Origin of the sequence: Clostridium sp. HBUAS56010 (genome assembly GCF_007115105.1) — a bacterium.
In the GTDB taxonomy this organism is placed as follows: domain Bacteria; phylum Bacillota; class Clostridia; order Lachnospirales; family Lachnospiraceae; genus Lacrimispora.
Window position 1 is genome coordinate 110,564 of record NZ_SULJ01000012.1, and the last position, 21,125, is coordinate 131,688.

The 21,125-nt window shown below is 40.3% G+C and carries 21 protein-coding genes; 9 read left to right on the forward strand and 12 right to left on the reverse strand.

Going from position 1 to position 21,125, the window contains the following annotated elements; all coding sequences use genetic code 11:
- Positions 1 to 133: 133 nt before the first annotated feature.
- From fliD to FAY33_RS16345, 3 genes are all read left to right on the forward strand, one after another.
- A complete protein-coding gene (gene fliD, locus FAY33_RS16335) occupies positions 134 to 2,578 on the forward strand; it encodes a flagellar filament capping protein FliD (protein WP_185967663.1) in 2,445 nt (814 codons plus the stop codon).
- 17 nt (positions 2,579 to 2,595) lie between these two features.
- Positions 2,596 to 2,973, forward strand: coding sequence for a flagellar export chaperone FliS (fliS, locus tag FAY33_RS16340; protein WP_143322297.1), 378 nt, complete (start codon positions 2,596 to 2,598; stop codon positions 2,971 to 2,973).
- A 73-nt stretch (positions 2,974 to 3,046) separates the two neighbouring features.
- Positions 3,047 to 3,442: a hypothetical protein gene (locus FAY33_RS16345; protein WP_143322298.1), complete on the forward strand. Its 396-nt coding sequence runs from the start codon at positions 3,047 to 3,049 to the stop codon at positions 3,440 to 3,442.
- On the opposite strand, the gene FAY33_RS16350 is transcribed toward FAY33_RS16345, so the two are convergent.
- The gene (locus FAY33_RS16350; RefSeq protein ID WP_143322299.1) at positions 3,443 to 4,165 is read right to left on the reverse strand and encodes a C39 family peptidase; all 723 of its coding nucleotides are present in this window, start codon (positions 4,163 to 4,165) and stop codon (positions 3,443 to 3,445) included.
- 265 nt (positions 4,166 to 4,430) lie between these two features.
- On the opposite strand from FAY33_RS16350, the gene FAY33_RS16355 reads away from it, so the two are divergent.
- Positions 4,431 to 5,786, forward strand: coding sequence for a nucleotidyltransferase family protein (locus FAY33_RS16355; RefSeq protein ID WP_143322300.1), 1,356 nt, complete (start codon positions 4,431 to 4,433; stop codon positions 5,784 to 5,786).
- Between the two features lies 1 nt (position 5,787).
- On the opposite strand, the gene FAY33_RS16360 is transcribed toward FAY33_RS16355, so the two are convergent.
- From FAY33_RS16360 to FAY33_RS16410, 11 genes are all read right to left on the reverse strand, one after another.
- The gene (locus FAY33_RS16360) at positions 5,788 to 6,039 is read right to left on the reverse strand and encodes a carbon storage regulator (protein WP_143322301.1); all 252 of its coding nucleotides are present in this window, start codon (positions 6,037 to 6,039) and stop codon (positions 5,788 to 5,790) included.
- A gap of 1 nt (position 6,040) precedes the next feature.
- Positions 6,041 to 6,487: a flagellar assembly protein FliW gene (locus FAY33_RS16365; protein ID WP_143322302.1), complete on the reverse strand. Its 447-nt coding sequence runs from the start codon at positions 6,485 to 6,487 to the stop codon at positions 6,041 to 6,043.
- Positions 6,488 to 6,506: 19 nt separating this feature from the next.
- Positions 6,507 to 7,115 carry a DUF6470 family protein gene (locus FAY33_RS16370; protein ID WP_143322303.1) on the reverse strand — a complete coding sequence of 203 codons (609 nt, stop codon included), beginning with the start codon at positions 7,113 to 7,115 and terminating at the stop codon, positions 6,507 to 6,509.
- Positions 7,116 to 7,137: 22 nt separating this feature from the next.
- Complete coding sequence (locus FAY33_RS16375; RefSeq protein WP_143322304.1) at positions 7,138 to 8,148, reverse strand: hypothetical protein; 1,011 nt, start codon at positions 8,146 to 8,148, stop codon at positions 7,138 to 7,140.
- A gap of 11 nt (positions 8,149 to 8,159) precedes the next feature.
- Complete coding sequence (gene flgK, locus FAY33_RS16380) at positions 8,160 to 10,190, reverse strand: flagellar hook-associated protein FlgK (protein WP_185967664.1); 2,031 nt, start codon at positions 10,188 to 10,190, stop codon at positions 8,160 to 8,162.
- Positions 10,187 to 10,612 (reverse strand): flagellar export chaperone FlgN, encoded by a 426-nt coding sequence (flgN, locus tag FAY33_RS16385; protein WP_143322306.1) that lies wholly within the window; start codon positions 10,610 to 10,612, stop codon positions 10,187 to 10,189. Before flgN ends, flgK begins: the two co-directional genes overlap by 4 nt.
- Positions 10,612 to 10,929: a flagellar biosynthesis anti-sigma factor FlgM gene (locus tag FAY33_RS16390; protein ID WP_143322307.1), complete on the reverse strand. Its 318-nt coding sequence runs from the start codon at positions 10,927 to 10,929 to the stop codon at positions 10,612 to 10,614. The genes flgN and FAY33_RS16390 overlap by 1 nt, the downstream gene beginning before the upstream one ends.
- 98 nt (positions 10,930 to 11,027) lie before the next feature.
- Positions 11,028 to 12,080: a chemotaxis response regulator protein-glutamate methylesterase gene (locus tag FAY33_RS16395; protein WP_143322308.1), complete on the reverse strand. Its 1,053-nt coding sequence runs from the start codon at positions 12,078 to 12,080 to the stop codon at positions 11,028 to 11,030.
- Between the two features lie 137 nt (positions 12,081 to 12,217).
- Positions 12,218 to 13,030: a protein-glutamate O-methyltransferase CheR gene (locus FAY33_RS16400; RefSeq protein WP_143322309.1), complete on the reverse strand. Its 813-nt coding sequence runs from the start codon at positions 13,028 to 13,030 to the stop codon at positions 12,218 to 12,220.
- A gap of 14 nt (positions 13,031 to 13,044) precedes the next feature.
- A complete protein-coding gene (locus FAY33_RS16405; protein ID WP_143322310.1) occupies positions 13,045 to 13,542 on the reverse strand; it encodes a chemotaxis protein CheW in 498 nt (165 codons plus the stop codon).
- A 21-nt stretch (positions 13,543 to 13,563) separates the two neighbouring features.
- Positions 13,564 to 15,705: a chemotaxis protein CheA gene (locus FAY33_RS16410; protein ID WP_185967665.1), complete on the reverse strand. Its 2,142-nt coding sequence runs from the start codon at positions 15,703 to 15,705 to the stop codon at positions 13,564 to 13,566.
- 125 nt (positions 15,706 to 15,830) lie between these two features.
- Here FAY33_RS16410 and FAY33_RS16415 point away from each other — a divergent pair, with 125 nt between their 5' ends.
- The 5 genes from FAY33_RS16415 (at position 15,831) to FAY33_RS16435 (ending at position 20,922) form a co-directional block, all read left to right on the forward strand.
- On the forward strand, positions 15,831 to 17,252 hold the full coding sequence (locus tag FAY33_RS16415) for a hypothetical protein (protein ID WP_143322311.1): 1,422 nt from the start codon (positions 15,831 to 15,833) through the stop codon (positions 17,250 to 17,252).
- On the forward strand, positions 17,239 to 17,601 hold the full coding sequence (locus FAY33_RS16420; RefSeq protein WP_143322312.1) for an EscU/YscU/HrcU family type III secretion system export apparatus switch protein: 363 nt from the start codon (positions 17,239 to 17,241) through the stop codon (positions 17,599 to 17,601). Before FAY33_RS16415 ends, FAY33_RS16420 begins: the two co-directional genes overlap by 14 nt.
- Positions 17,602 to 17,706: 105 nt before the next feature.
- Positions 17,707 to 19,071: an N-acetylmuramoyl-L-alanine amidase family protein gene (locus FAY33_RS16425; RefSeq protein ID WP_143322313.1), complete on the forward strand. Its 1,365-nt coding sequence runs from the start codon at positions 17,707 to 17,709 to the stop codon at positions 19,069 to 19,071.
- Complete coding sequence (locus tag FAY33_RS16430; protein WP_143322314.1) at positions 19,068 to 20,126, forward strand: N-acetylmuramoyl-L-alanine amidase family protein; 1,059 nt, start codon at positions 19,068 to 19,070, stop codon at positions 20,124 to 20,126. The genes FAY33_RS16425 and FAY33_RS16430 overlap by 4 nt, the downstream gene beginning before the upstream one ends.
- Positions 20,127 to 20,154: 28 nt before the next feature.
- The gene (locus FAY33_RS16435; protein WP_347562712.1) at positions 20,155 to 20,922 is read left to right on the forward strand and encodes a lytic transglycosylase domain-containing protein; all 768 of its coding nucleotides are present in this window, start codon (positions 20,155 to 20,157) and stop codon (positions 20,920 to 20,922) included.
- Positions 20,923 to 21,125 lie beyond the last annotated feature (203 nt).

A 21,125-nucleotide genomic window follows, 5' to 3' on the forward strand; every position in this document is an offset into this window, starting at 1 on the left:
CCTCCATTCGTAAATTAAGATAATACTATTATCTTTAGTATACAGTATGTCGATAAATAAGTATAGTAAAAACAAGAAAAAAACCGATTTTTGTCGAAGGATCGGCTTTGTAATAATAGAAAGGAGCTTATATATGGCAAGTGTATCAAGCAGTACCAGTGGTGTCGGTTCAGCATCCAGTCTTAGAGGATTTGGAGGGCTTAGCAGCGGTCTGGACAGGGATAGCCTTATTGAAGGAATGACAGCCGCGACCAGAGCCAAGATTGCCAAGCAGCAAAAGAGCAGGCAGTCTTTATTATGGAAACAGGAGGCTTACCAGTCTGTCAGCTCTAAGCTGGTAGAATTTGCGAACAAATATACCTCATATCTTAATCCAACTACAAATTTATCAAGCCCAAGTTTTTGGGGGCGAAGCAGTATAACAGCTTTAGGAGAGAATGAAAAATATGTAAAGGTTACCGGCAGTTCTCCTTCAGTTAACACCATCTCCGTTGCGGGAGTGAAGCAGATGGCACAGCAGGCTTCCAAGGTTTCCAAAGGGGCCGTATCTGGTTCTGCACTTTCCACTGGCGGCATTAATATGGGAAAAGCTTCTGTAAGTAATTTAGAGGGTGGATATATAACCTTTCAATATGGAAGTAAGACTTACAGCGTTGATATGCTCACTGGTGAAGATTATGATTATTCCACTAGTGAAGGGATTACTTCTGCAATAAAGGAATCCTTAAAGAAGGTTACAATCGGCAATGGCCAGACTTTAGGGGATGTCATTCAGGTTTCTGTTACCGGAGAGAATGAAGACATGAGGTTAGAGTTTAAGCTGAATGAAAAGGATACGAACAGCCTTTGGGTTGCAGGAGGTAATGAAAAAGCGCTGGACGCACTTGGTTTTTCCAATATTAAGAGTATGAGCGATGAAGAACGCAGAATTGACAGCAATGGTTTTTCGGAATTAGTAAAAGGAAAACAGCAGGTCCTTTCTCAAGAACTGTCTTTTGCAGAACGTGTTGCAGATAAGAGTATGTCCTTTACATATAACGGAGTTACTAAGAGTATAAAGTTTGGCAGTCAAGAAGAAATAGAAAAATTGTTTCAGGGAAAAACTGATGCAGAGGCACTGGATCTGGTTGCTGAAGATATGCAGAAGAAGTTGGATGACCAGTTTGGTAAGGACAGAATTGATGTAAGAGCTAATGGAGAAAAGTTAGAGTTTAGGGCAATGATCCCAGGTAGCAGAGGTGAAGAGACAGATGAAAATGGGAATATACAAAAAACCATTAAAGTTGATTATTCTTCCATTCTTTCTATTTCTTCAGCGGACCGCGGGATTTTAGGCAGCAATGGTGCATTAAATGTATCCAATGGCGCGTCAAATCGCCTGAATCTTGATGTTTCTATTTTGAATTCAGGGTTGGATTCCTTAGCAGGGTCAGACAAGAAAAAAAGCGATCCTCTGAAAATTAAAATTAACGATGTCGAGATTACGGGGCTGACCTATGGAAGCAGTGTGAATGAAATTATGAATGCAATTAATTCATCTGATGCAGGCGTAAAGGTCAGTTATTTAAAGAACGCAGATAAATTCATTTTTGAGTCTACGGTTGATGGGGCTGCCGGACGTGTAAAGTTTGAAAGTACGGAAGAATATAAAGATATGTCTGGAATTTTTGGTACAAATTTTTCAGAAACAGAAGGTCTGGATGCGATTGTTTCCGTTAAATATGGCACAAACTCCGATCCAATCGAATTGGTCAGGGGCAGTAATTCCTTTAATTTAGATGGACTTAACATTACAGTTAGCGGTACCTTTGGCTATAAAGAAGACAATACTATTGATAAAACTCAGGAAGTGACTTTTAGTGGAAAAGCTGATGGAGACAAGATTGTAAATGCTTTGAATGATATGATTAAGGATTATAATGAGATCATTGAGCTTGTGAATAAGCAGCTGACAAAAAAGCCAAACCGGGATTATTCTCCTTTAACAGAAGACCAGAAGAATGAAATGACAGAAGACCAGATTAAAAATTGGGAAGATAAGGCAAAGGAAGGAATACTGTTTAATGACAGCGAGTTAAGGTCCTTATCCGATAGCTTACGCTTTATATTTGATGCTGGTTCAGATGACAAAGCATTATTAAGCTCCTTTGGAATTTCCACTTCCTCCAATTACGGGGATAAAGGAAAGCTTGTCTTCAATGAAACTGAATTCCGTGCTGCTTTAGAGTCAAGACCAGAAGATATTCAAAAGATTTTTACAAAGAAAGAAGACACTTCTGATGGACAGAGTGATGGATTAATGGCAAAATTGACAGAGATTACAGACCGTTATGCTTCCACAAAGGGGGCGGTAAAGGGAACTTTAATCGAAAAAGCCGGTTCAGTCTATGCGCCAAGCAATGTGTTGAGTAACACGTTACAGAAGTCCATTGACAGTATTGATAAGTATATCAAACAGCTTCAAACTCGTTTATCAGATGAAAATGATCGTTATATAAAGCAATTCACCAATTTGGAAAAAGTAATTTCTCAGATGAATTCCCAAAGTAGTTGGCTGAATTCATCATTAGGCGGTTAAGGACGGCGGTGTAAATAATGAATATGAACGGCTATCAGCAATATAAGCAGCAATCAGTCAATACAATGACCTCCGGAGAGATGTTGACGCTTTTATTTGATGAATTATTAAAGCGTATGACAAGAGCAGATCTTTCTCTGCAAAAGAAAGATTATGTGGTTTTCGAAGAATCTATTCAGCGCTCCATTGATATTGTAACCTATTTAAAAGATACTCTTGATTTTAAATATGAAATAAGTTCTGAATTGAAACGATTATATGACTTTTTTCTCTATGAGTTTAGTCGGATTAAAGCAGGAAGAAACTCTGCTCTTATTGGAGAACTGCGCCCTTTAGTAATAGATTTACGGGATACATTTAAGGAAGCACAACGATTAAGCAGCGAGAGAGCATAGTAGGAGCAGGCTGGAGGGGACAGTATCCTCTCCAGCCATTTATAAATGATTGGAATTATTTCAGGAGGCATATATGGAAGAAGAGATGTTGATTGAAATTTTAAAAGAAATGCAGAAGAAGTATCAAAGCATAAGTGAGATTGAACGGATAACCCGTGAGATTGCGGAAGCTCTGTCCCGAAATGACCAGACAACCGTACAGATTCTTCTAGGGATGCGTCAGGAAGAGATGGATTCTGCGGATATCAGCGAGAAAAATATCAGAATTCTATTATCTGTGTTAACGCCTGAAGACGCACTGCAGATTGGAAAGTGGCTAAAAGGCAGTGCTGAGACTATACCAGAGAATGTGTTTGCCAGAAAACTGGTGGAGAAGGGGAAAAGTCTTCATATGCAGCTGCAGCGGACCATTGATCTGGACCGCCATATCAACATGCGTTTAGCAGGAAAGGATTCTTACTATCAATAATCACTGTCCTGGGGGAAGACTAATTGCCCATAATGGTCCGCCATTGGAGGCTCTGCGGTTTAATTCTTTCAAAATGATAGCAGGATCCCAGTCGATCATTGTATTCTCGAAACTGTTTGGATCTGCAATCCGAAGTTTCCCTTCATCGGTCATACGGGTAATGATCAGGAAATGCCCTCTCTGTGTAAAGTGCCCCCTTCGGACCAGTGCAACAACCAGATGTCCCGAGTCCAGAACCTCCTTAATTCCATTGACAGAGTAGTCCCGAATGGGTCTGGCTTCAATTCCGTATGCAGCAGATACATCTGAAATCAGGCGATGATAAGAGCCATCTCCAGGAGCCCAGCATCTGTTGGCAGCAGCCCAGTCCGCAGTGTTAGGGGGCAAGACCTGGTTTCCCGTCAGACTGGTAACTAGCATGGCCATGATTGTAGGTCCGCAGCCATAGATGGAAAGAGGATCTGTCCCGCCCCACAGATAATCTCCCCAGCGGGAATCGCCCTGATTATAATAGGTAAGAGGGCCAGAGACGCTGTCAAGCATTACGTCATATCTACCTTCCTGTGGAATATCTGCATAAATGGAGAGGTCTTCCGGAACATTTGCTTCCACTGCATTCACCATTTGCTTTTCTGCATTTGAATAATTGGCAGTAAAAGTAGTGGTAAAAGGAACTGCAGTTAGTAATAACGTTTTAAATATAATATTATAAAATCCACTCACTGAATTCACCTTTTCTAAATAATATATTGATGTCTACAATATTTATCGTACGAATCCCTGACTAAGTTAAGATATTTACATAGAAACCGATATATAAATGTAAGATGTAACTTAATTCGTGACAAATAATAAAAAAATGCTATAATGAATGATATAATTGTTTCCATCAATGAATTGTGACAGGAATATAATATTGTAGTTTCATTGATAGATGATTGCCGGTGAGTCATTGGGCTTCCGGCAGCTTTAAGGATGGAAGAGAGTAATGAGAATAGGATACGAAGAACGATATTTAATGACAGTACTATCCACTGTTATGAATCAAAAAGCAACTCCAGAGCCGATGCGTCAGTTAGATTGGAACAAGATGTTTCGGATCGCAGATTATCATCATGTTGCCCATTTGGTATATTACGGAATTATGGGTTTAGATGAAGCCATTCCTCAGTCTGTCCGAAAGCGTTTCTTTGAAAAGTATTTACAGGGAGTTCATCGGGTAGATCGCCTTGGAAAGGCAGAAAAGCAGTTAAAGTCTTTGCTGGAAAAAGAAAAAGTGAATTGTTTCTTTCTGGATTATTCAGAGACGGCGAAGTCATATCCGATTGAGGAGATGTGCTGCCGGGAATTTATTGAAGTAGGATCAGATAAAAAAGGAACTGGAATAATTGCAGATAAGCTTCGGGTCAGAGACTTTTTGGAACGCCCTACAGAAGATGATGGATTTTTATATTACCGCATTCCGGGTATTAAAATATTCTTTTATAACTTTAATATTTTTATAAGCCGTCAAATGAGAAAATATTATAAAAAATTATTGGCAGGTGCCTCCGCTAAAAAAGACTGCAGACATGTGAGAGAGATAGGACCCGATGACAAGTATATATTCTATATGTGCCGCTTAACAGATTGTTATGCCAAGGGAGAGATTAGTCTCAATCAGATTATTGATTTCTGGATTTTCTATAAAAAAAATGCAGAAGATTTCACTTGGAAATATATTTATGAGAAATTAAAGAAGCTTAAGATTGATGTGTTTGCAGAAAAATTAGAGTATCTGGTTCTGCGATGGTTAGGAAGTGGAGCAGGTACGGAAAATGGCGAAATCTACGATGCAATGGAATCTTATATTCTGTCAAAAGGAATAGAAGGAAGAGATGTCAGCTCCCAGTTCCTTCCATTAATTAAGACGGTTGCAGATTGTTATGCACGCAATCAGAGGGCAGAAAAGCTGATGAAGTTTTTGGAATGGACATTTCCAGAGAGGGCTTATATGGAGACCATTTACCCGGTTCTGGAGAGGAATGGAATGCTTCTGCCTTTGTTCTGGGTTTTAAGATTGATTCGTTATGGGCTTCGCATATGCTATAGCAGATTCAGAGAACATGTATTGTTAGAGATTATAAAAGGAATAAATTCCGTGAAATCCTTCTTTCTAAAACTAAAACTGCGGCTACCAAATCCCAAGACGAGAAGAGCCTCTCCGTTGGAGGAAGCGCAGAAAATACAAGATGATGAAGTCAAAGAGGCAGAGCTTGAGGAAGAAGGATCAGACCAGGAGATAGAAGTAGAAGAAAACAAAGAAGTAGAAGAGAATAAAGAAACAGCGGAGATCCTTAAATAGATTAAGTTTCTCCGCTTTCTTTCTTTATTTGAAACAGTTTATTGATTTTATTGATAGAATCTGGACTCAGAACAGCAGAGGCAGCTTCCTGATTGGCAGAAGCAGCCTCAATCAGCTCTGAACGCAGGATCGGAACATCTCTTGGAGCATCAATTGCCAGCTTAACCCAGTCGCTGCCTACCTCTACAACAGTCACACGGACATTATCACCGATTGTAAGTTCCTGCCCTTTTTTTCTTTGAAGAATAAGCATTTTATTTCTCCTTTTTTACAAAGTCTTTAATTGAGTGCCGGAATTTATAAAGTGCATTATCCAGAATAATCTGGCGGGCATGCCTTGTGTCTGTGTTTACTGCAATAGGGCATTTTAAATTAACCGTGCTGTCTTCCATGGAATCATGTATCACACAGATAACATAGTATGAGATATTATCTTCGCTGTAATCGGCGCCTAAAAGCGCTTTATCATCCTCTGATAAAACAGGTGCGTAGTCTGGGTAAAGCTGAAACGGGTTCATTATAATAAATGATACACCGCTTTCCTCAACAGACTGAAGTGAGATAAGGGCATCACTGTTATCCTGAAAAGCCAGGGGCACATAGTCTTTTAAATGAGAAAAACCAAAAAGTCCATCAGAAAAATGAATGAGTTCTTTATCGGAACAGGTAATAGTGCCAAAATATTGTGTTTTGATTTCCATAGAAACCTCCGAGATTTCATTATGCAAGCACATCTACTGGAGCGTGATTAAAATGTTCTGCAGCGCTTGGGGGAACGTACATAGGGTTACCGATATATTCAATCTGCACATCTGGCATCTGGGTAATGGAGATCTGCACATTACCAGGCACAAACTCAAAATCTCCTTTTGCAACTCTAAATTCAAAACTTAACCGGTCCATCTGGTATTGCATGGATAAATCTGGGGCTGACCATTCAATATCTGGTCCGGTCGTAGGTAAAAATGTCAATCCAAACTCACCAGTAGGCATTTGAGCGCGTTGACTGTTAATCTGGTCAAGGGGATTAGAAATTCTTGGATCTAATAACATTGCACTCTCCTCTGCATAAGATGCCGTAGCTTCCTGAGCCGCCTGTATGCCGTCTCTGGCAGAACGGCGGACACTTTCCATTGTAGTAGGACATACGGAATTGCGGGCATCATATGTATCCAAACGTAATTTAGTTGGACGGCTTTCGATTTCCATACCGCCTTTTTCTTTTGACGCCAACAGGTCCCCTTTGGATTTTGAATATTCCAAACGGGCTCTGGTGACGTTCAACTCATATTTCATAGGTATAGTAGTGATTTTTAATAAAGGTTTCATGTTCATATACCCCCAATCAAGTCTATTTCATAAAATCAATAAAGGACGGAGACAAAATAGAAGTTCCTACTTTCAATGCGGCATTATAAGCATATTGATTCCACATATAGTCACTGATTGCTTCTGCCATATCAATACCCTCTACGCTTTCCATCTGTTCCTGTAAAGCAATATCTGTGTTTTCAAGGCGATCTTTGGTAGTGCTTAAAAATTCGGACTTAACACCTAATTCAGTAATATTATTTAATAAACCGGAGCTTACATTCTCAAATTTTCCCATAAGTTTTCTGTAGCTTTCTGCATCAAATTCTTCCTGTTCCAGTAAGTCAGCCAATTGTCCGGAGAGTACAATGGCATTATTGCTCATGCCATCTTTATCTTTTCCGTATCCAATAGCATTGATCCCCGGAAGAGACATATCAAAAGCACTTGAAGGGACAACACTGTTCCATTCGTCTGTAGAAAGCCCCATTCCCAGATCTACATATAAGTTCTCTTTGGAAAAGTTCCGCAACTGGGCGAAATCATCTGTCCCATTCGCAGCATCTACATTAACGTCCCGGTAAGTAAGGGTACCATCATCTAACAAATTAAAAGGTGGGTTTTTCCCGTCTGTTCCAGCAAATAAGAAGGTGTCTTCATAGGTGGAATTAAGGCTCAATACCATGGATTTCTGGAACTGACGGATAGCAGAAGCATATCCTTGTCTTACTTCCTTCGTCTGATTGGTTCCATTCAGTACCTGTATGCTATAGTCTTTGCTGATTGTCTTGACGATGTCAGAAACCTGTCTTAAGGAATCTTCCTGTCCATCCTGCCGGGACTGAACGTCTTTAAGCATACTTAGATTATCCTGGTTTTTGTAGTATTTACGGTGTAACTGGGAAGCTCTGGCAGCTCCGCCAGGGTCCTGAGCCGCGGAGGTAAACCTGCGATTCGTCATAACACGGTCTCTGGAAGTATTTAAAGTGCCAATTGTTGTTGCAAGATTACTTTTATAATTGCGTATAATTGCATTGGTTGTTATTCGCATGTTTATTCCTCCTATCTGCCAACGATGCCGGTATTATTGATCAGAACATCCAATGCCTGGTCAAGGGTCGTCATAAGGCGGGCGGCAGCAGTATAAGACCTCTGATACTGCATAAGATTAATTCCTTCCTCATCAAGAGATACTCCTGAGACAGAATCTTTATTATTAGAAGTTTCTTTTAAAACAGAAATATGATTATTTAAAACAGAAGCATTTTTTGAACTATCAATTCCCTGATTATTCTCAAGTGTGGAATAACATTGAGAGAAGTTACCGGTGTAGTAGGATATGATTCCGGTTTTTGTCTCTCCCTTTTCATCCTTATAAGAGTACTCATAATTAAATTCCCTGTCATCCGTCAAAGATTTAAGCATAAGAATAATATTATCATTGGCTGTGGAACCTGCATCTTTATCGTGGGAAGCAATGATATGAATGCTGTTGCTCATCCAGTCGTCAGATATTTTGATATTACCGGCATTAAAGGTTCTGGTGCCGTCTGAGGTTTGGAATAAATCGTAGTTTTTAATATTTAAAGGGTTTGCACTATACTGGATAGAGATATTCTGGTTATCCTGGTTTTTAAAACTTTTTTTGGTTATCTCGGTATTTGCCGGCAATACCTCTGTGCTTGTCCAGGTGAGAGCCTTTAAATCTTCATCATAGGACCAGGAACCTTCCACTGGTTCCTCATTTACCATTAAAGTTAAATTTTTTTCTTTTTTATTCAATTCAGCGGCCAGATTTTTCAGGGAATCTTCCAAAGTATCTCCAAGTTTAATGGTATTACCTTCTCCATCTCCAAACATGTAATGCTCACCATTAATTTCTATCATCTCATGCTTTAAGTAGTTGCCGGAAGCGGTTTGAAAGCCAAAAGAAAACTGAGCCTTTTCTGAACCGCTGGTAATCATCTCTTTTGCAGTGCCAAGAGAAGGAGAACCAGTAACACCTTTATATGGAGTTGTATTCTGGTTTAGCTTATTAAATGTATTGGCAAAGGTCTGTACGAAAGAATCGAAAGATTTCTCATAATACCCAAGCCCTCTGTAATCACTTGGAGGATTGTCCAGTTCTCCGGATTTATTCAGCATATCAACGGTACCCTGTAAAGTACCTTCTCTTAAAAGATTTGTGATGTCAATACTCATGGAAGGATCGGGAGACTTGGTGGGGTAGTTGGTTGCTGGCAGTAAAGAAATGGACACGGTTCCATCTTCCTGAGCTTTGGCATACATGGTAGCGAAGTTTTCTCCGTGTTCCCCTGCAGTAAGGTCATAAGTCAGTCCATTTGATCCAGTAAAGCTGACTACAGGATAATTATATTTTGCTCCATTTGCAATCACTACTTCTTTATAAGAGACATTAATAGGAAGATAGCCTGCAAGTTCATCTAGTTTGCTGTTTCGCTCATCCATCATTTCAAGAGAAGGATTCCCAAGCATTTGATTCTTCCAGATGGCATCATTCAACTCTCCAATATTGGAAAGCAGACTGTTGATGGTAGGAATTGTAGTGTCTTCCAGACTGCTGATATTCTCCGCACGGGTACTCTTTAAATCAGCCGCTTTCTGATGTATGTAGTTGATGAGAATCTGGCTGCGGGAACGGACAATGCTGTCAAATTCAGTGCTGTTTGCATTGGAAGATAACTTGTCTAAACTGCTGCTCAAATCGCTGAGAGCTTTTTTTAGAGCATCTTTATCGGTTTCATCAAATATATCAGCCAACTGATCAAGAACTGCCTGGTGAGCGTCTGCTGTTCCGACCTTTGCAACCTGATTGCGGTATTGAACGTCAAGAAACTGGTCACGTATCTGAGAGATGTTGCTGACCTCAACTCCGTAGCCAATTTTGGAAGCCGGACTGCTGCCATATATGCTGCCGCCTTTTAAATTCAAGCTGACAAGATCTACCTGCTGTCTGGTATATCCTGTTGTATTAATATTTGCGATATTCTGACCGGTTACATCAAGGGACCGCTGACTTGCAGCCATGGCAAGACGGGCAGTGGTGAAACTGGCAAATGTAGATCGTGTCATAATTGTCCTCCCCATTCTGGTTTATGTGGTGCAGCTCCTTCAGAGGAACTGCTTAATATATGATTTATCTTATGTAGGTTTAATTCAATCATTGTGCGGGCACTGTCATTTGTTTCCTGGAAGAAATCAACATAATGGGAAAGAGTAGAAAACAGTTGTTTTAATTCATTATGCTGTTTTCCAGATGTCCTTTTCAGTATTTCCTGAAAAGAAAGACCGTTGAAGCCAAGCTTTTCCTGACAAATCTCTCTTTTGCGGTCCAGACCCTTGAGCTTTAAAATAGAAGCCTGTTCCCGGTTCATACATTCCTCTACATGGGTAATGCGATTCTTTTTAACCGCATCCAGTTTGAGCTGTTCTATCTGAGTCAGTTCCTTGAATAATTCAGTTAAATCCTCAATGACAGTCATAAATTCATCCATTATAAATCCGCTCCTTTGTATAAAAGAATCTTTTCTGCAATCTTGTTTGCATCCACCTGATAAGTTCCTTCTTGAATCTGCTGTTTTAAAAGGCTCAGCTTTTCCTCAGCAGCAGGTTGTTTTATCTCTTTTACTAAGAGATTTTTCAGTTCAGATACAAACTTTGAGTCTATTTCTTCCGGTGATGCAGATCGGATAGTAATTTCATCATAATTGTTTTTTAAGGACTCCGAAGAATCAATCCCGGAGGGCGCCTGATTTTGTTGTATCATGGATGTATTATATAGCGTACTTAAATAATTCTGTGAAATACGCATTGAATGACTCCTTTCTAAGAGCTTACTATACCAATGTTCTATTTATATTATCGTCATGAATAAAAAAATATTAACTTTAGAATCGTCAATTCTTATATTTAAAGTGCGTATAGGTGTTTCAACAAAACTCTGGATATATTGGCACATGAAGCCTGGGTAACAATGGCATTAATGTTATAGGCAACCATAGGCATACCATACACAACACAGCTTTCTGCATCCTGGCCAATGGTGAATGCTCCTTTCTTCTTCATCTGAAGCAATCCTTCCGCTCCGTCTTTTCCCATCCCGGTCATGATAATTCCAACAGAATTAGGACCTGCAGTATCTGCTATGGATTGAAAAAGCACATCAACAGAGGGACGGTGTCCGCTTACCTTTTCTCCAGAAAAACAATTCACAGTATAGCGGTTGCCCATGCGGACTACTTTCATCTGCAGGTCACCTGGGGCAATAAGTACCTGGCCTCTTTCGATAGAATCCCCGCTTTGCGCTTCTTTTACTCTCATATGGCATAAACGGTTTAAGCGGTCCGCATACATTTTTGTAAACCCCTCAGGCATATGCTGGGTTACTAAAATACCAGGGGTATCGGCAGGCAGATCTTTTAAAACCTGAAGTGTAGCTTCTGTCCCGCCTGTAGAAGCACCAATGGCAATGATTGTGTTATACGCATTGAGGGAAAATGGTTTTTGCCCTCCAGCCGGATTGCCTGTAAGAGCGGGAGCGGGAGGAGCAGCATTCTGAGGAACTTTAATAGTTGCTCTGGAAGCAATGAAAATCTTCCCCATAAGGGTACTTAAAAAAATGCTGGAAGAGTTACTCAGACTCATGTCTGGCTTTCTTACAAAATCAACGGCACCTGCAGAGAGTGCCTCAAAAACATTTAAGTTTAGGGAAGAAACCAAAATAACAGGTACTTTATATTTGGGTAAAAGTTTTTTGACAAATTCAATCCCATTGATACGGGGCATCTCAACATCTACCGTTACAACATCAGGTTTCAAAAGTGGAATTTTTCGTTCTGCATCAAATGCGTCAACTGCATATCCAATTATTTCAATATTAGGATTTTTAGAAAGGTTATCAATCAGCACTTTGCGAAAGAGCAAAGAATCATCTACGATAAAAACCCGGATTTTTTCATTCATAATTCACTCCATTCTTGGCAGATAAACATTGCCAGGCAGATGTAAGTTTTCATTCTATCTGAAATTTTCAAATCTGTGTAATAGAAAATCCATTTACCGGAGGAAACCAGCAGTAAATAGATTTTATATTAAACAGATTATTCTTTTCGGTAAGTTGCCGGCATGATATACTTGAAAGGAGTTTTTTCTTTATTAATAGTCTCAGAATGTCCGATCAGCAGATATCCTCCCGGTGCAGAAGCATCGTAAAAACGTTGGATCAAACCGTCTTTGGTATTCTGATCAAAATATATCATAACATTTCTACAGAAAATCACATCAAATTTCAAACGAAACCGTATGGGGTCCATCAGATTGAATGTTTGAAAGATCACATTGGATTTGATGGAGGGCGCAACCGTGTAGATCCCCTGTTCCTCCGTTTTTGCAAAATACTTTGATCTCCAGGAAGGAGAGAGGTTTTTTAATGATTCTTCGTCGTAGACTGCCTGCTTTGCAGCCTTTAACGCATTTTGTGAAATATCCGTAGCCAGGACCCTGGTATCCCAGAGGGCGGCTTGCGCCCCCAGGGCTTCCTTTAAGATCATGGAAATGGTATAAGGCTCTTCTCCGGAAGAGCAGCCAGCACTCCAGATGCTTAAAACTTTATTTTTCTTTGTACTTAACAGATGAGGCAGAATGGTATCTCTCAAGAAATTAAAATGAGCTTCTTCTCTCATAAAATAAGTATAATTCGTTGTAAGTTTATTCAGCATTACTTCCAGATCAGCAGGATTTTTCGATGAAGTAACGTGGTCTATATAATCGGTAAATGAAGTATAGCCCAGAGAAATAATTGTGTTTGACAATCGTCCCATAATTAACTGCATCTTTTTTGATAAGTCAATGCCGTAATTTTTCTTCACGAACTGAACGAGCCTTGTGAAGTCTTGCTGAGAAAGTGTTAACATAGAGAAGCCGTCCTTTATGAGTTATTAACTAAAGTTTCACAATCCATTAACAGAACCACTTTATTGTCTGGCATGGATATCATACCGCTTACCAGTTCTTCACGGTTATTGGCAGGAACAGAAGAGATCTGTGAATAGTCAATATCCAGAACTTGCTCAACAGAGTCCACAATGATACCGATAAAAACAGAATCTACATTTAATACAATCACACAGGTTGCATTGGTGTATTCGATTGCAGGTTTTCCAAGCCTTAAGCGGATATCAATAATCGGCACGATCTGACCTCTTAGATTGATAACACCCTTTATGTAATTTGGAAGCATAGGCATGGTTGTAATAACATGATTGGTAATAATCTCTATAATATAGTTGGTGCTTACCCCAAAGGTCAGATTATCCGTCCGAAAGGTCAGATAACGTTCTGTTGCCTGTGAACTTTCAGCGTTTAATTTTTCCATGACTTCATAATCTGAAGCGGCTGTTTTGGTTTGTGTATTTTCTGCTGACATTTAAATTCCTCCAATTCCCAATTAGTATTGATTATGTGCTGCAGCATACAGATTAAGAACGTCCAGTATGATGCTGATATTTCCGTCACCAAGAATGGTACAGCCGCTGATTCCCGAATCCTTGATATTAAAGCTGTTTAAATAGGTTGGGAGCGGTTTTACCACCACCTGCTGCTCTCCAAGAAGATCATCGACGAACAGGCAGCAGGACTTATCTCCTGATTCCACCCATACAAGGATTCCTTCTTCAATGTTGGTGACTTCTGTCTCAATATTATAAAGGTCATGAATTCGGATAATCGGATAAAACTGATCCATACATTTAATGATCTCATTGCCTTCTGTATCGTAGATGACTTCTTCATTCTTTACCTTAAAGGACTGACGGATATTGGCAATCGGGATGGTGAATACAGACTTACCGACTGCGATCTCCATACCGTCTACAATTGCCATGGTAAGCGGTATCTTTAAAGTTGTACACATGCCTTTTCCTAATTCACTTGTAATGGTAACGGTTCCGCCAATTGTCTCCACATTTTTCTTTACAACATCCATACCAACACCACGTCCGGAGTATTCGGTAACCACTTCGTTGGTGGAAAAACCAGGGGCAAGAAGAAGTGCAAGAATTTCTTTCTGCGTATATTCATTTTCCGGTTTTGTAAGAATTCCATTTTTCCGTGCTTTTGCCATAACACCGGCTGGATCCACGCCGCGCCCGTCATCCTGTATGGAAATAATTACTTCGTTGGTTGTATGACTGGCTGATAAAGTGATCTCACCCTGAGGATTTTTCCCTGCGGCAATACGTTCCTCTGCGCTGTCTTCAATTCCATGATCCATAGAGTTTCTTACAATGTGCATAATGGGATCACCAATGCTGTCTACAATGGATTTATCAACTTCTGTATTCTCACCTACAATGGTAAGGCGTACATCTTTTTTCAGCTTCTGCTTCATGTCTCTTACGATTCGGTTCATCTTCTGGAAAACCCCGGAGACAGGCACCATGCGCAGAGACATAACGATATCCTGAAGATCATCAGTAAGTTTACGGAGCTGTCTGGTAGCCTTTAAAAAGCTGTCCATATTTTTCAGATTCTGAATGTCAGGAGAAGAAGTTACCATGGATTCCGTAATAACGATTTCTCCTACAAGTGCAACAAGATTATCTAACTTGGCCAGGTTCACACTAATCAGATTTTGTTTATTCGGTGTCTGATGACCGGAAGCGGCAGCCGGAGTACTGGGAGCAGCAGTTTCCCGTGCTGTAGGAGCAGCGGCAGCCGGTGAAGCAGCAACTTCAGCGCTGGAGATATTTTTAACACGGACATTTTCAATAAGTTCATAAGAACGGATATTATTGGAATTGTTGATCAGAGAGATGGCAGAATCTGCATCTTCACGGGATTCTAATGTGATGAAAAATCCCTTCTCTATGATTGTAGTACAAGTTTGACTGTTTGTCTCTATATCTTTCGGATAAAACCCGAATTCCAAACCTGATTCTTTTAATGAAGTAATAAGCATGAATGCACGGAGATTCTCCATTCCGCATCCTTCATCAAAGAACAGACGCAGAAAATAAGCAGCTTTATCATCCGGACATTCTGCAAGGTCCATTCTGATTTCATCTAAGCTGACAGCCGGAGTGTCTGATGTTTTGGAACTTTCTGTTTCTTTTTTTGTATCAGCAGCAGGTTTCATCTGATCAGCAACCGGCTCTTTTGTGCTTTGCTGGGGGCCATCCTTGCTTATTTTTTTCAGGAAGCTATTAATTTCCTCGGTCAGATTGTCGACATTATCACTAAGTGGTTCATTGTTTTCAATCTTTGAAACCTCTGCACGAAGCATATCGGTAGAACGGAACATTAAATCGAAAAGGATGCTTTTGTGAGAACTGTCAAAAGAGTCCAGACCATTCTCACGAATGAAAAAGAACAGATCTTCAATATGATGCGCAATCTGCATCAGGGAAGAGAATTCCATCATTGCAGAAGAACCTTTGATTGTGTGCATGATACGAAAGATTTCATTCACATCATCGACTGTAAAATCTCCTGCTTTTTCGGCTTCTATCAGGAGTTCATCCAATTGCTCCAGTAGGGAATTGGTTTCAAAGAGATACATATCAAGCATATTATCCATGCCGTTATCCATAATATTTACACCGCCTTGTCTAATTAGTATATATCTATTTATCGGTATGGCTGGTTAAAAAATAATAGCAAATAGCAGAACCTTTCTAAAAAATAAATGATACATCACATAAATGGAGGCATACTATGGCAGATGTTTTAAAGGTAACAACCCCTCTTTCCGGTTATGATAATTCCACAATTAAGAATAATCCGCAGGCAGGACAGGGACTTCAGATCCAGAATCCAGTGGACCCGTCAAAAGTAACCCGCGGTGACAATCGCACTGATTCAGGAGGAAGCAAAGACCAGCAGCTGGCTTTCCAATACAGATCAAATTTTGGTACATTCCTGAATATGGTGAAGAACACACCGGATTTGTCCAGAATTCTGACCAATGTTTTCTTTCAGGGAGAGGATATGCTGACAGGCGGAGTTATGGGGGAAGAAGCGGCTAAGAGGATTGCTGCCTTTTTTAAAGCGGCTCAGATGAATGAGGAAGATCTTCTGCCATTTTTAAAAAAACAGGCAGAATCTTCAGCCCGTTTCAGTGGAGGGATTTTTGACAAACTTCGTCAGGCAATGGCAGAGACGAATTCTGTAGATTTAAAAGCAGATATTTTAGATTTTATTAAGAAATTTAATGATATGTCTGCAGGCAGACACATTCTAAATGATATATCCCGAACGGTAAAAGACATGCAGAACCTTGTGTTTAAGCAGACCAGAGAACAGATAGAAGAATTATTAAAAGAACTGGATTTAACGGCAAAGGACGGAGATACTGCATCCAACAGTACCTTATTAAAAGAAAAAATTGTTCCATTTTTAGGCAGATATATTTCTGCAAACCATGATATGGGTACCATAAGGGATAAGATATCCCTGCTGACGGTGCTTATTTCAAGATATGAAAATGGAGACAGAGAAGAAGTACTCCAGGCTTTTTCAAAGCTGACAGGCTATCAGGGATTCCGCCGCTTCTTCGGAGATATGACTCCAGAGTTTTTTGGGCAGATGCTCAATCAGGTGGATATGGAGCAGGCAGCGGGAAAGAATGAATGGTCCGATCAGTTTCTGGAGTTTTTAAGAGCAGGAATCAGCGGTGGAGCAGGACTGGAGAATAAGCAGATGTTTCTTGGTATGCTTCAGTCTCTGGTAATGAGCGAAAGCGTTTACATGCCTCTTTTGCACCTTGCATTTCCTCTGAATTTAAATGGGAAAAAACTATTTTCTGAGATGTGGATTGATCCGGATGAGGAAGGCAGCAGTACTCAGAGCGGCGTCAGCCGCAGTGCCAGATTTTTCGTAAAATTTGATATAAAAGAATTAGGGGAATTTAAACTTGTCCTTGTCTATGGGGAAGACATGTCCTCCCTCCAGCTTTATTACCCGGAAAAGATGCAGAAATCAGAAAACAGCATACAAAAAGGGATTAAAGCAATCTTTGAACAACATCGTTTCAGGCTTGATAATTTATATCTGCAGGCTGGCGGAGGACCGTCTTCTCCAGTAGAAGTATTTCCTAAAATTCAGGAAGGAAAAAATTCAGTCGATGTCAAAATTTAAGAGTACATTAAATAAAAAAGCAGTAGCACTAAAATATGATGATACAAAAAACAGAGCACCGGTTATTGTTGCTTCCGGTATGGGGTATATGGCGGAAAAAATCGTAGAGGCAGCCAATGAAAATGGAGTTCCTGTATATGAAGACAATTCTCTTGCAACAATTCTGACCCAGTTAGAACTTGGAACCCAGGTTCCGGAGGAACTTTATCAGGCGATTGTTGATATTTACCTTTATTTTCTGGATTATGTACCGGAAAACAAAGAGAAGCTGTTAATCGAAGATTCTGTTGTTGAGCAGTCCGGGGACAACGGATCTGAGGAAGAAGAAACTGTTGTTTCTCAGGATTAAAATAGGAGAAAGTTCTTTGTTTCCTTATGTTTTCACGCTATTTTGACGATAGAAAAAGTGTGTGTTATGATGTGATGTGTGTTAATTAAGCAAAGGAGTGATTGAATGAAACAACGAAGGCGGGCAATTGCAGTTGGCATCCTGACGGCCTTTTGTCTGTGTATCATCCCGGATAAAGTCATGGCTACGGAAGCCATTAATTCGGTCAGCATAAAGGTAAAGCTCAATACAGAAGCTGGTGACCGTTTACCGGATATCAGTCTTGATAAAGCGGATTCGGAGTGCTATGTAAGTGCCGGAAGCAAGCAATACAGCATAACTGAGGCAGCATGGGTGACTTCTACCACGAAGAATATGACCATTGGAGAAGAACCTAAGATGAATGTGACGATTACGCCATCCAGCGAGTCCGATGCTTATTTTAAATCTTCTTATGAAGCTTCAAAGATAAAAATAAATGGAGGTTCCTATATCAGTGCAAAGCGTCAGGGCAGTGATCTGATTGTAACGTTCCGTGCCAAACCCATTAAAGGGCTTTACGCAGAGCCGGAAGATATAGGCTGGAAGGATACCAGGCTTGGGCAGGCGGTATGGTCGAAAGGGGACAATACCTCAGGCGCCTATGAAGTCTGGCTATATAGAGGAAAAAAGATTGTTTTTAAAAAGGAACAGGTAACTACCACTTCCTATAACTTTTATCCGTACATGACAGAGGAAGGAACCTATTCTTTTAAGATTCGTTCTATTCCTTTTAAACAGGAAGAGTTGAAGAATGGAAAGAAAAGCAACTGGGTAGAGTCTGATGAATTAATAATCAGAGATCGTGATGTGTCTGACGGAACAGGGAAGCAATCGGACCGGAAGGCAGATGATTCGGGGGCACAAGAACCGAAGGATGGCTGGGAGAAGCAGTCAGGAGTCTGGTATTACCGATATGCAGATGGAACTGTCCGTTCAAATTCCTGGCTTGCACTTGATAATGTGTGGTACAGGTTTGATGAAAACGGCAGGATGATAACCGGCTGGTTTATTCTGGGTTCTGATATTTACTACATGGATGCCAACGGAGCGATGCTGACTGACTGGCAGAAGATCAATGATACCTGGTATTATTTTTATCCGGATAACGGTTATGAGGCACCCCAGGGGGCTGCCGCTACTAACTGGCAGGTAATCAATGGTTATTATTATTTCTTTAACAATCAGGGAGCAATGCAGAAGGGCTGGCTTAATCAGGCAGGCAGATGGTATTATTTGAATACAATACAGGCAAATCTTGAAGGAGCCATGTTAAAGGGTTTGTTTACCCGTGACCAGAAGACATATTATACCAATGATGACGGTGTGATGGCAACTGGCTGGCAGCAGGTTGATGGATACTGGCGCTTTTTCCATCAGGATGGAGCCATGGCTGTCAAGACAGTCATTGATGGATATTCAATTAATGAAGATGGAGTGTGGGAGCAATGAGAATAGTAAAAAAACGCAATACATATCTGAGTCTGTTAACAGCACTTGTGATGTTCCTGATTTGTTTTGCTCCTATGAAGTCCTTTGCAGCCGATTCAATTGTTATAAGAAGTTTAAATCTTACATTTAAGAGTCAGGTTGGGGATCAGGAGATTCTGATGCCTGAGATTAGCACAACGACTTCAGGAGTTTCCATTCAGGATACGCTGTGGAAAAGAGATATCAGCAAATGGAAAGCGGCTTCCAATGAACGGGTCAGCGTAATATTGACATCGGATACAATGATATTTGCAGAATCTTATAACCGGTCTGATTTCAAGATAACAGGAGCAAAATTTGTTTCTGCCAAAGCATTGGATAATCATACTCTGGAAGTGAAAGCCGATTATGTACCTGTTGTAAAATTAGGTAATACTTCCCAGGCTGGCTGGTCTGACAGCAACAGGAACAAAGCGGTATGGAAGAAAGTTGAGTTTGCAACCGGATATCAGGTTGCTTTATATGCAGATGATAAACTGAAAAAAAGGATTTCTGTTTCAACCAATATGGTGGATCTCTCTCAAGAGATGGGCAAAGATGCGGTATACTATTATGAAGTCCGTGCTATTGGATTTACTGCAGAAGACCGTAAATACATAAAAGAGGGCGATTACGTTACTTCTTCCGATGTGACTATGGAATATGAGGGAGATACGACTGGAGTATGGAAAGGAAATACCTATAAGCAGGAAGATGGCGGAGTGCCAAGGAATAGCTGGAAGCTGATTTTAAATGACTGGTACTTTTTTGACGGCAATGGAGTACGCCAAATTGGCTGGCTGTTTATAAACCAGAGGTGGTATTATCTAAATCCATCCGATGGTAAGCTGTTAAAAGGCTGGCAATTCGTAAATGAAAAGTGGTACTATTTAAACCAGCAGGGCGGAGAGATGATGACAGGCTGGGTAGAGACACAGCCTGGAGTCTGGTATTATCTGAATTCCGACGGCAGTATGGCAGTTAATACAAAGATAGGGGAATATACAGTGGATGCATCAGGAAAGTGGGTATCCTAAATTCCAAAGATTCCAGGAGGGCATAATTTTGTCAACAATAGATCAGATCAAATTGTCTATGCTTGCAAAAGCGAATATAAAACCAGCAGGAAATACGGGAACAGCCTTAGGCGGAGATTTTAAGAAGGTAATGAATTCAATAAAGAATGTACCGGAGAATCTTGAGACCATATTCACTGAAGCAGCAAAACAATATGATATTCCCAAACAGTTATTAAAAGCAGTTGCCAAGGTGGAGTCTAACTTTAATCCCTCTGCAACCTCGAAAAAGGGGGCAGCAGGAGTGATGCAGCTTATGCCTGCGACTGCAAGATCTCTGGGGGTAAACGATCCATATGATGCAAGAAGCAACATTATGGGGGGAGCTAAATATTTGAAGCAGAATCTGCAAAAGTATGATGGTAATATCGAACTTACATTGGCTGCATATAATGCAGGGGGCAATAACGTTAAAAAATACGGTGGAATTCCTCCTTTCAAAGAAACACAGCAATATGTAAAGAAAGTCATGAGTTATATGGAAGATTCTCATATGGCAGGTGAAGCATCCCTGTATACTCCGAAGAATAGCGGACTTTCTAATACTAATAGTTCTCAATATACAAAAGGAATAACCCAATTGCTGCAGGCTTTCAGCCCAAACGCCAGTCTGCCAGAGAGTAATGAAGCAAATTCCCTTTTGGCAGATAAGAATAATTACCTATATTTAATAGAACTAATGAAGATGAGAATGCAGATGTCTTCTCATAGTATCTCTGATCAAGCAGAAGATCCCTTTGGTGGATCAATGATATAATACACGAAAAAGAACTCACGGAAACGGTGGAATGCCATTTCCGTGAGTTCTTTTTTGCCGCTTTCTATTAATTCTTCCAGGGGTATCCATACGGGCTTCTTATTTATTCTCAAATAGATAAAATAAATGTAAAAAAGATGTTGACATTTGTCGGAAAGCTTGATATGATATAACTCGCCGCTGAAAACGGCGGCAAACTTCTT

Bases quoted from the DNA above. Each gene is read 5' to 3' on its own strand.
- fliD (WP_185967663.1), top strand. From the start codon at position 134: ATGGCAAGTGTATCAAGCAGTACCAGTGGTGTCGGTTCAGCATCCAGT.
- fliS (WP_143322297.1), top strand. From the start codon at position 2,596: ATGAATATGAACGGCTATCAGCAATATAAGCAGCAATCAGTCAATACA.
- FAY33_RS16345 (WP_143322298.1), top strand. From the start codon at position 3,047: ATGGAAGAAGAGATGTTGATTGAAATTTTAAAAGAAATGCAGAAGAAG.
- FAY33_RS16355 (WP_143322300.1), top strand. From the start codon at position 4,431: ATGAGAATAGGATACGAAGAACGATATTTAATGACAGTACTATCCACT.
- FAY33_RS16360 (WP_143322301.1), bottom strand. From the start codon at position 6,039: ATGCTTATTCTTCAAAGAAAAAAAGGGCAGGAACTTACAATCGGTGAT.
- FAY33_RS16365 (WP_143322302.1), bottom strand. From the start codon at position 6,487: ATGGAAATCAAAACACAATATTTTGGCACTATTACCTGTTCCGATAAA.
- FAY33_RS16370 (WP_143322303.1), bottom strand. From the start codon at position 7,115: ATGAAACCTTTATTAAAAATCACTACTATACCTATGAAATATGAGTTG.
- FAY33_RS16375 (WP_143322304.1), bottom strand. From the start codon at position 8,148: ATGCGAATAACAACCAATGCAATTATACGCAATTATAAAAGTAATCTT.
- flgK (WP_185967664.1), bottom strand. From the start codon at position 10,190: ATGACACGATCTACATTTGCCAGTTTCACCACTGCCCGTCTTGCCATG.
- flgN (WP_143322306.1), bottom strand. From the start codon at position 10,612: ATGGATGAATTTATGACTGTCATTGAGGATTTAACTGAATTATTCAAG.
- FAY33_RS16390 (WP_143322307.1), bottom strand. From the start codon at position 10,929: ATGCGTATTTCACAGAATTATTTAAGTACGCTATATAATACATCCATG.
- FAY33_RS16395 (WP_143322308.1), bottom strand. From the start codon at position 12,080: ATGAATGAAAAAATCCGGGTTTTTATCGTAGATGATTCTTTGCTCTTT.
- FAY33_RS16400 (WP_143322309.1), bottom strand. From the start codon at position 13,030: ATGTTAACACTTTCTCAGCAAGACTTCACAAGGCTCGTTCAGTTCGTG.
- FAY33_RS16405 (WP_143322310.1), bottom strand. From the start codon at position 13,542: ATGTCAGCAGAAAATACACAAACCAAAACAGCCGCTTCAGATTATGAA.
- FAY33_RS16410 (WP_185967665.1), bottom strand. From the start codon at position 15,705: ATGGATAACGGCATGGATAATATGCTTGATATGTATCTCTTTGAAACC.
- FAY33_RS16415 (WP_143322311.1), top strand. From the start codon at position 15,831: ATGGCAGATGTTTTAAAGGTAACAACCCCTCTTTCCGGTTATGATAAT.
- FAY33_RS16420 (WP_143322312.1), top strand. From the start codon at position 17,239: ATGTCAAAATTTAAGAGTACATTAAATAAAAAAGCAGTAGCACTAAAA.
- FAY33_RS16425 (WP_143322313.1), top strand. From the start codon at position 17,707: ATGAAACAACGAAGGCGGGCAATTGCAGTTGGCATCCTGACGGCCTTT.
- FAY33_RS16430 (WP_143322314.1), top strand. From the start codon at position 19,068: ATGAGAATAGTAAAAAAACGCAATACATATCTGAGTCTGTTAACAGCA.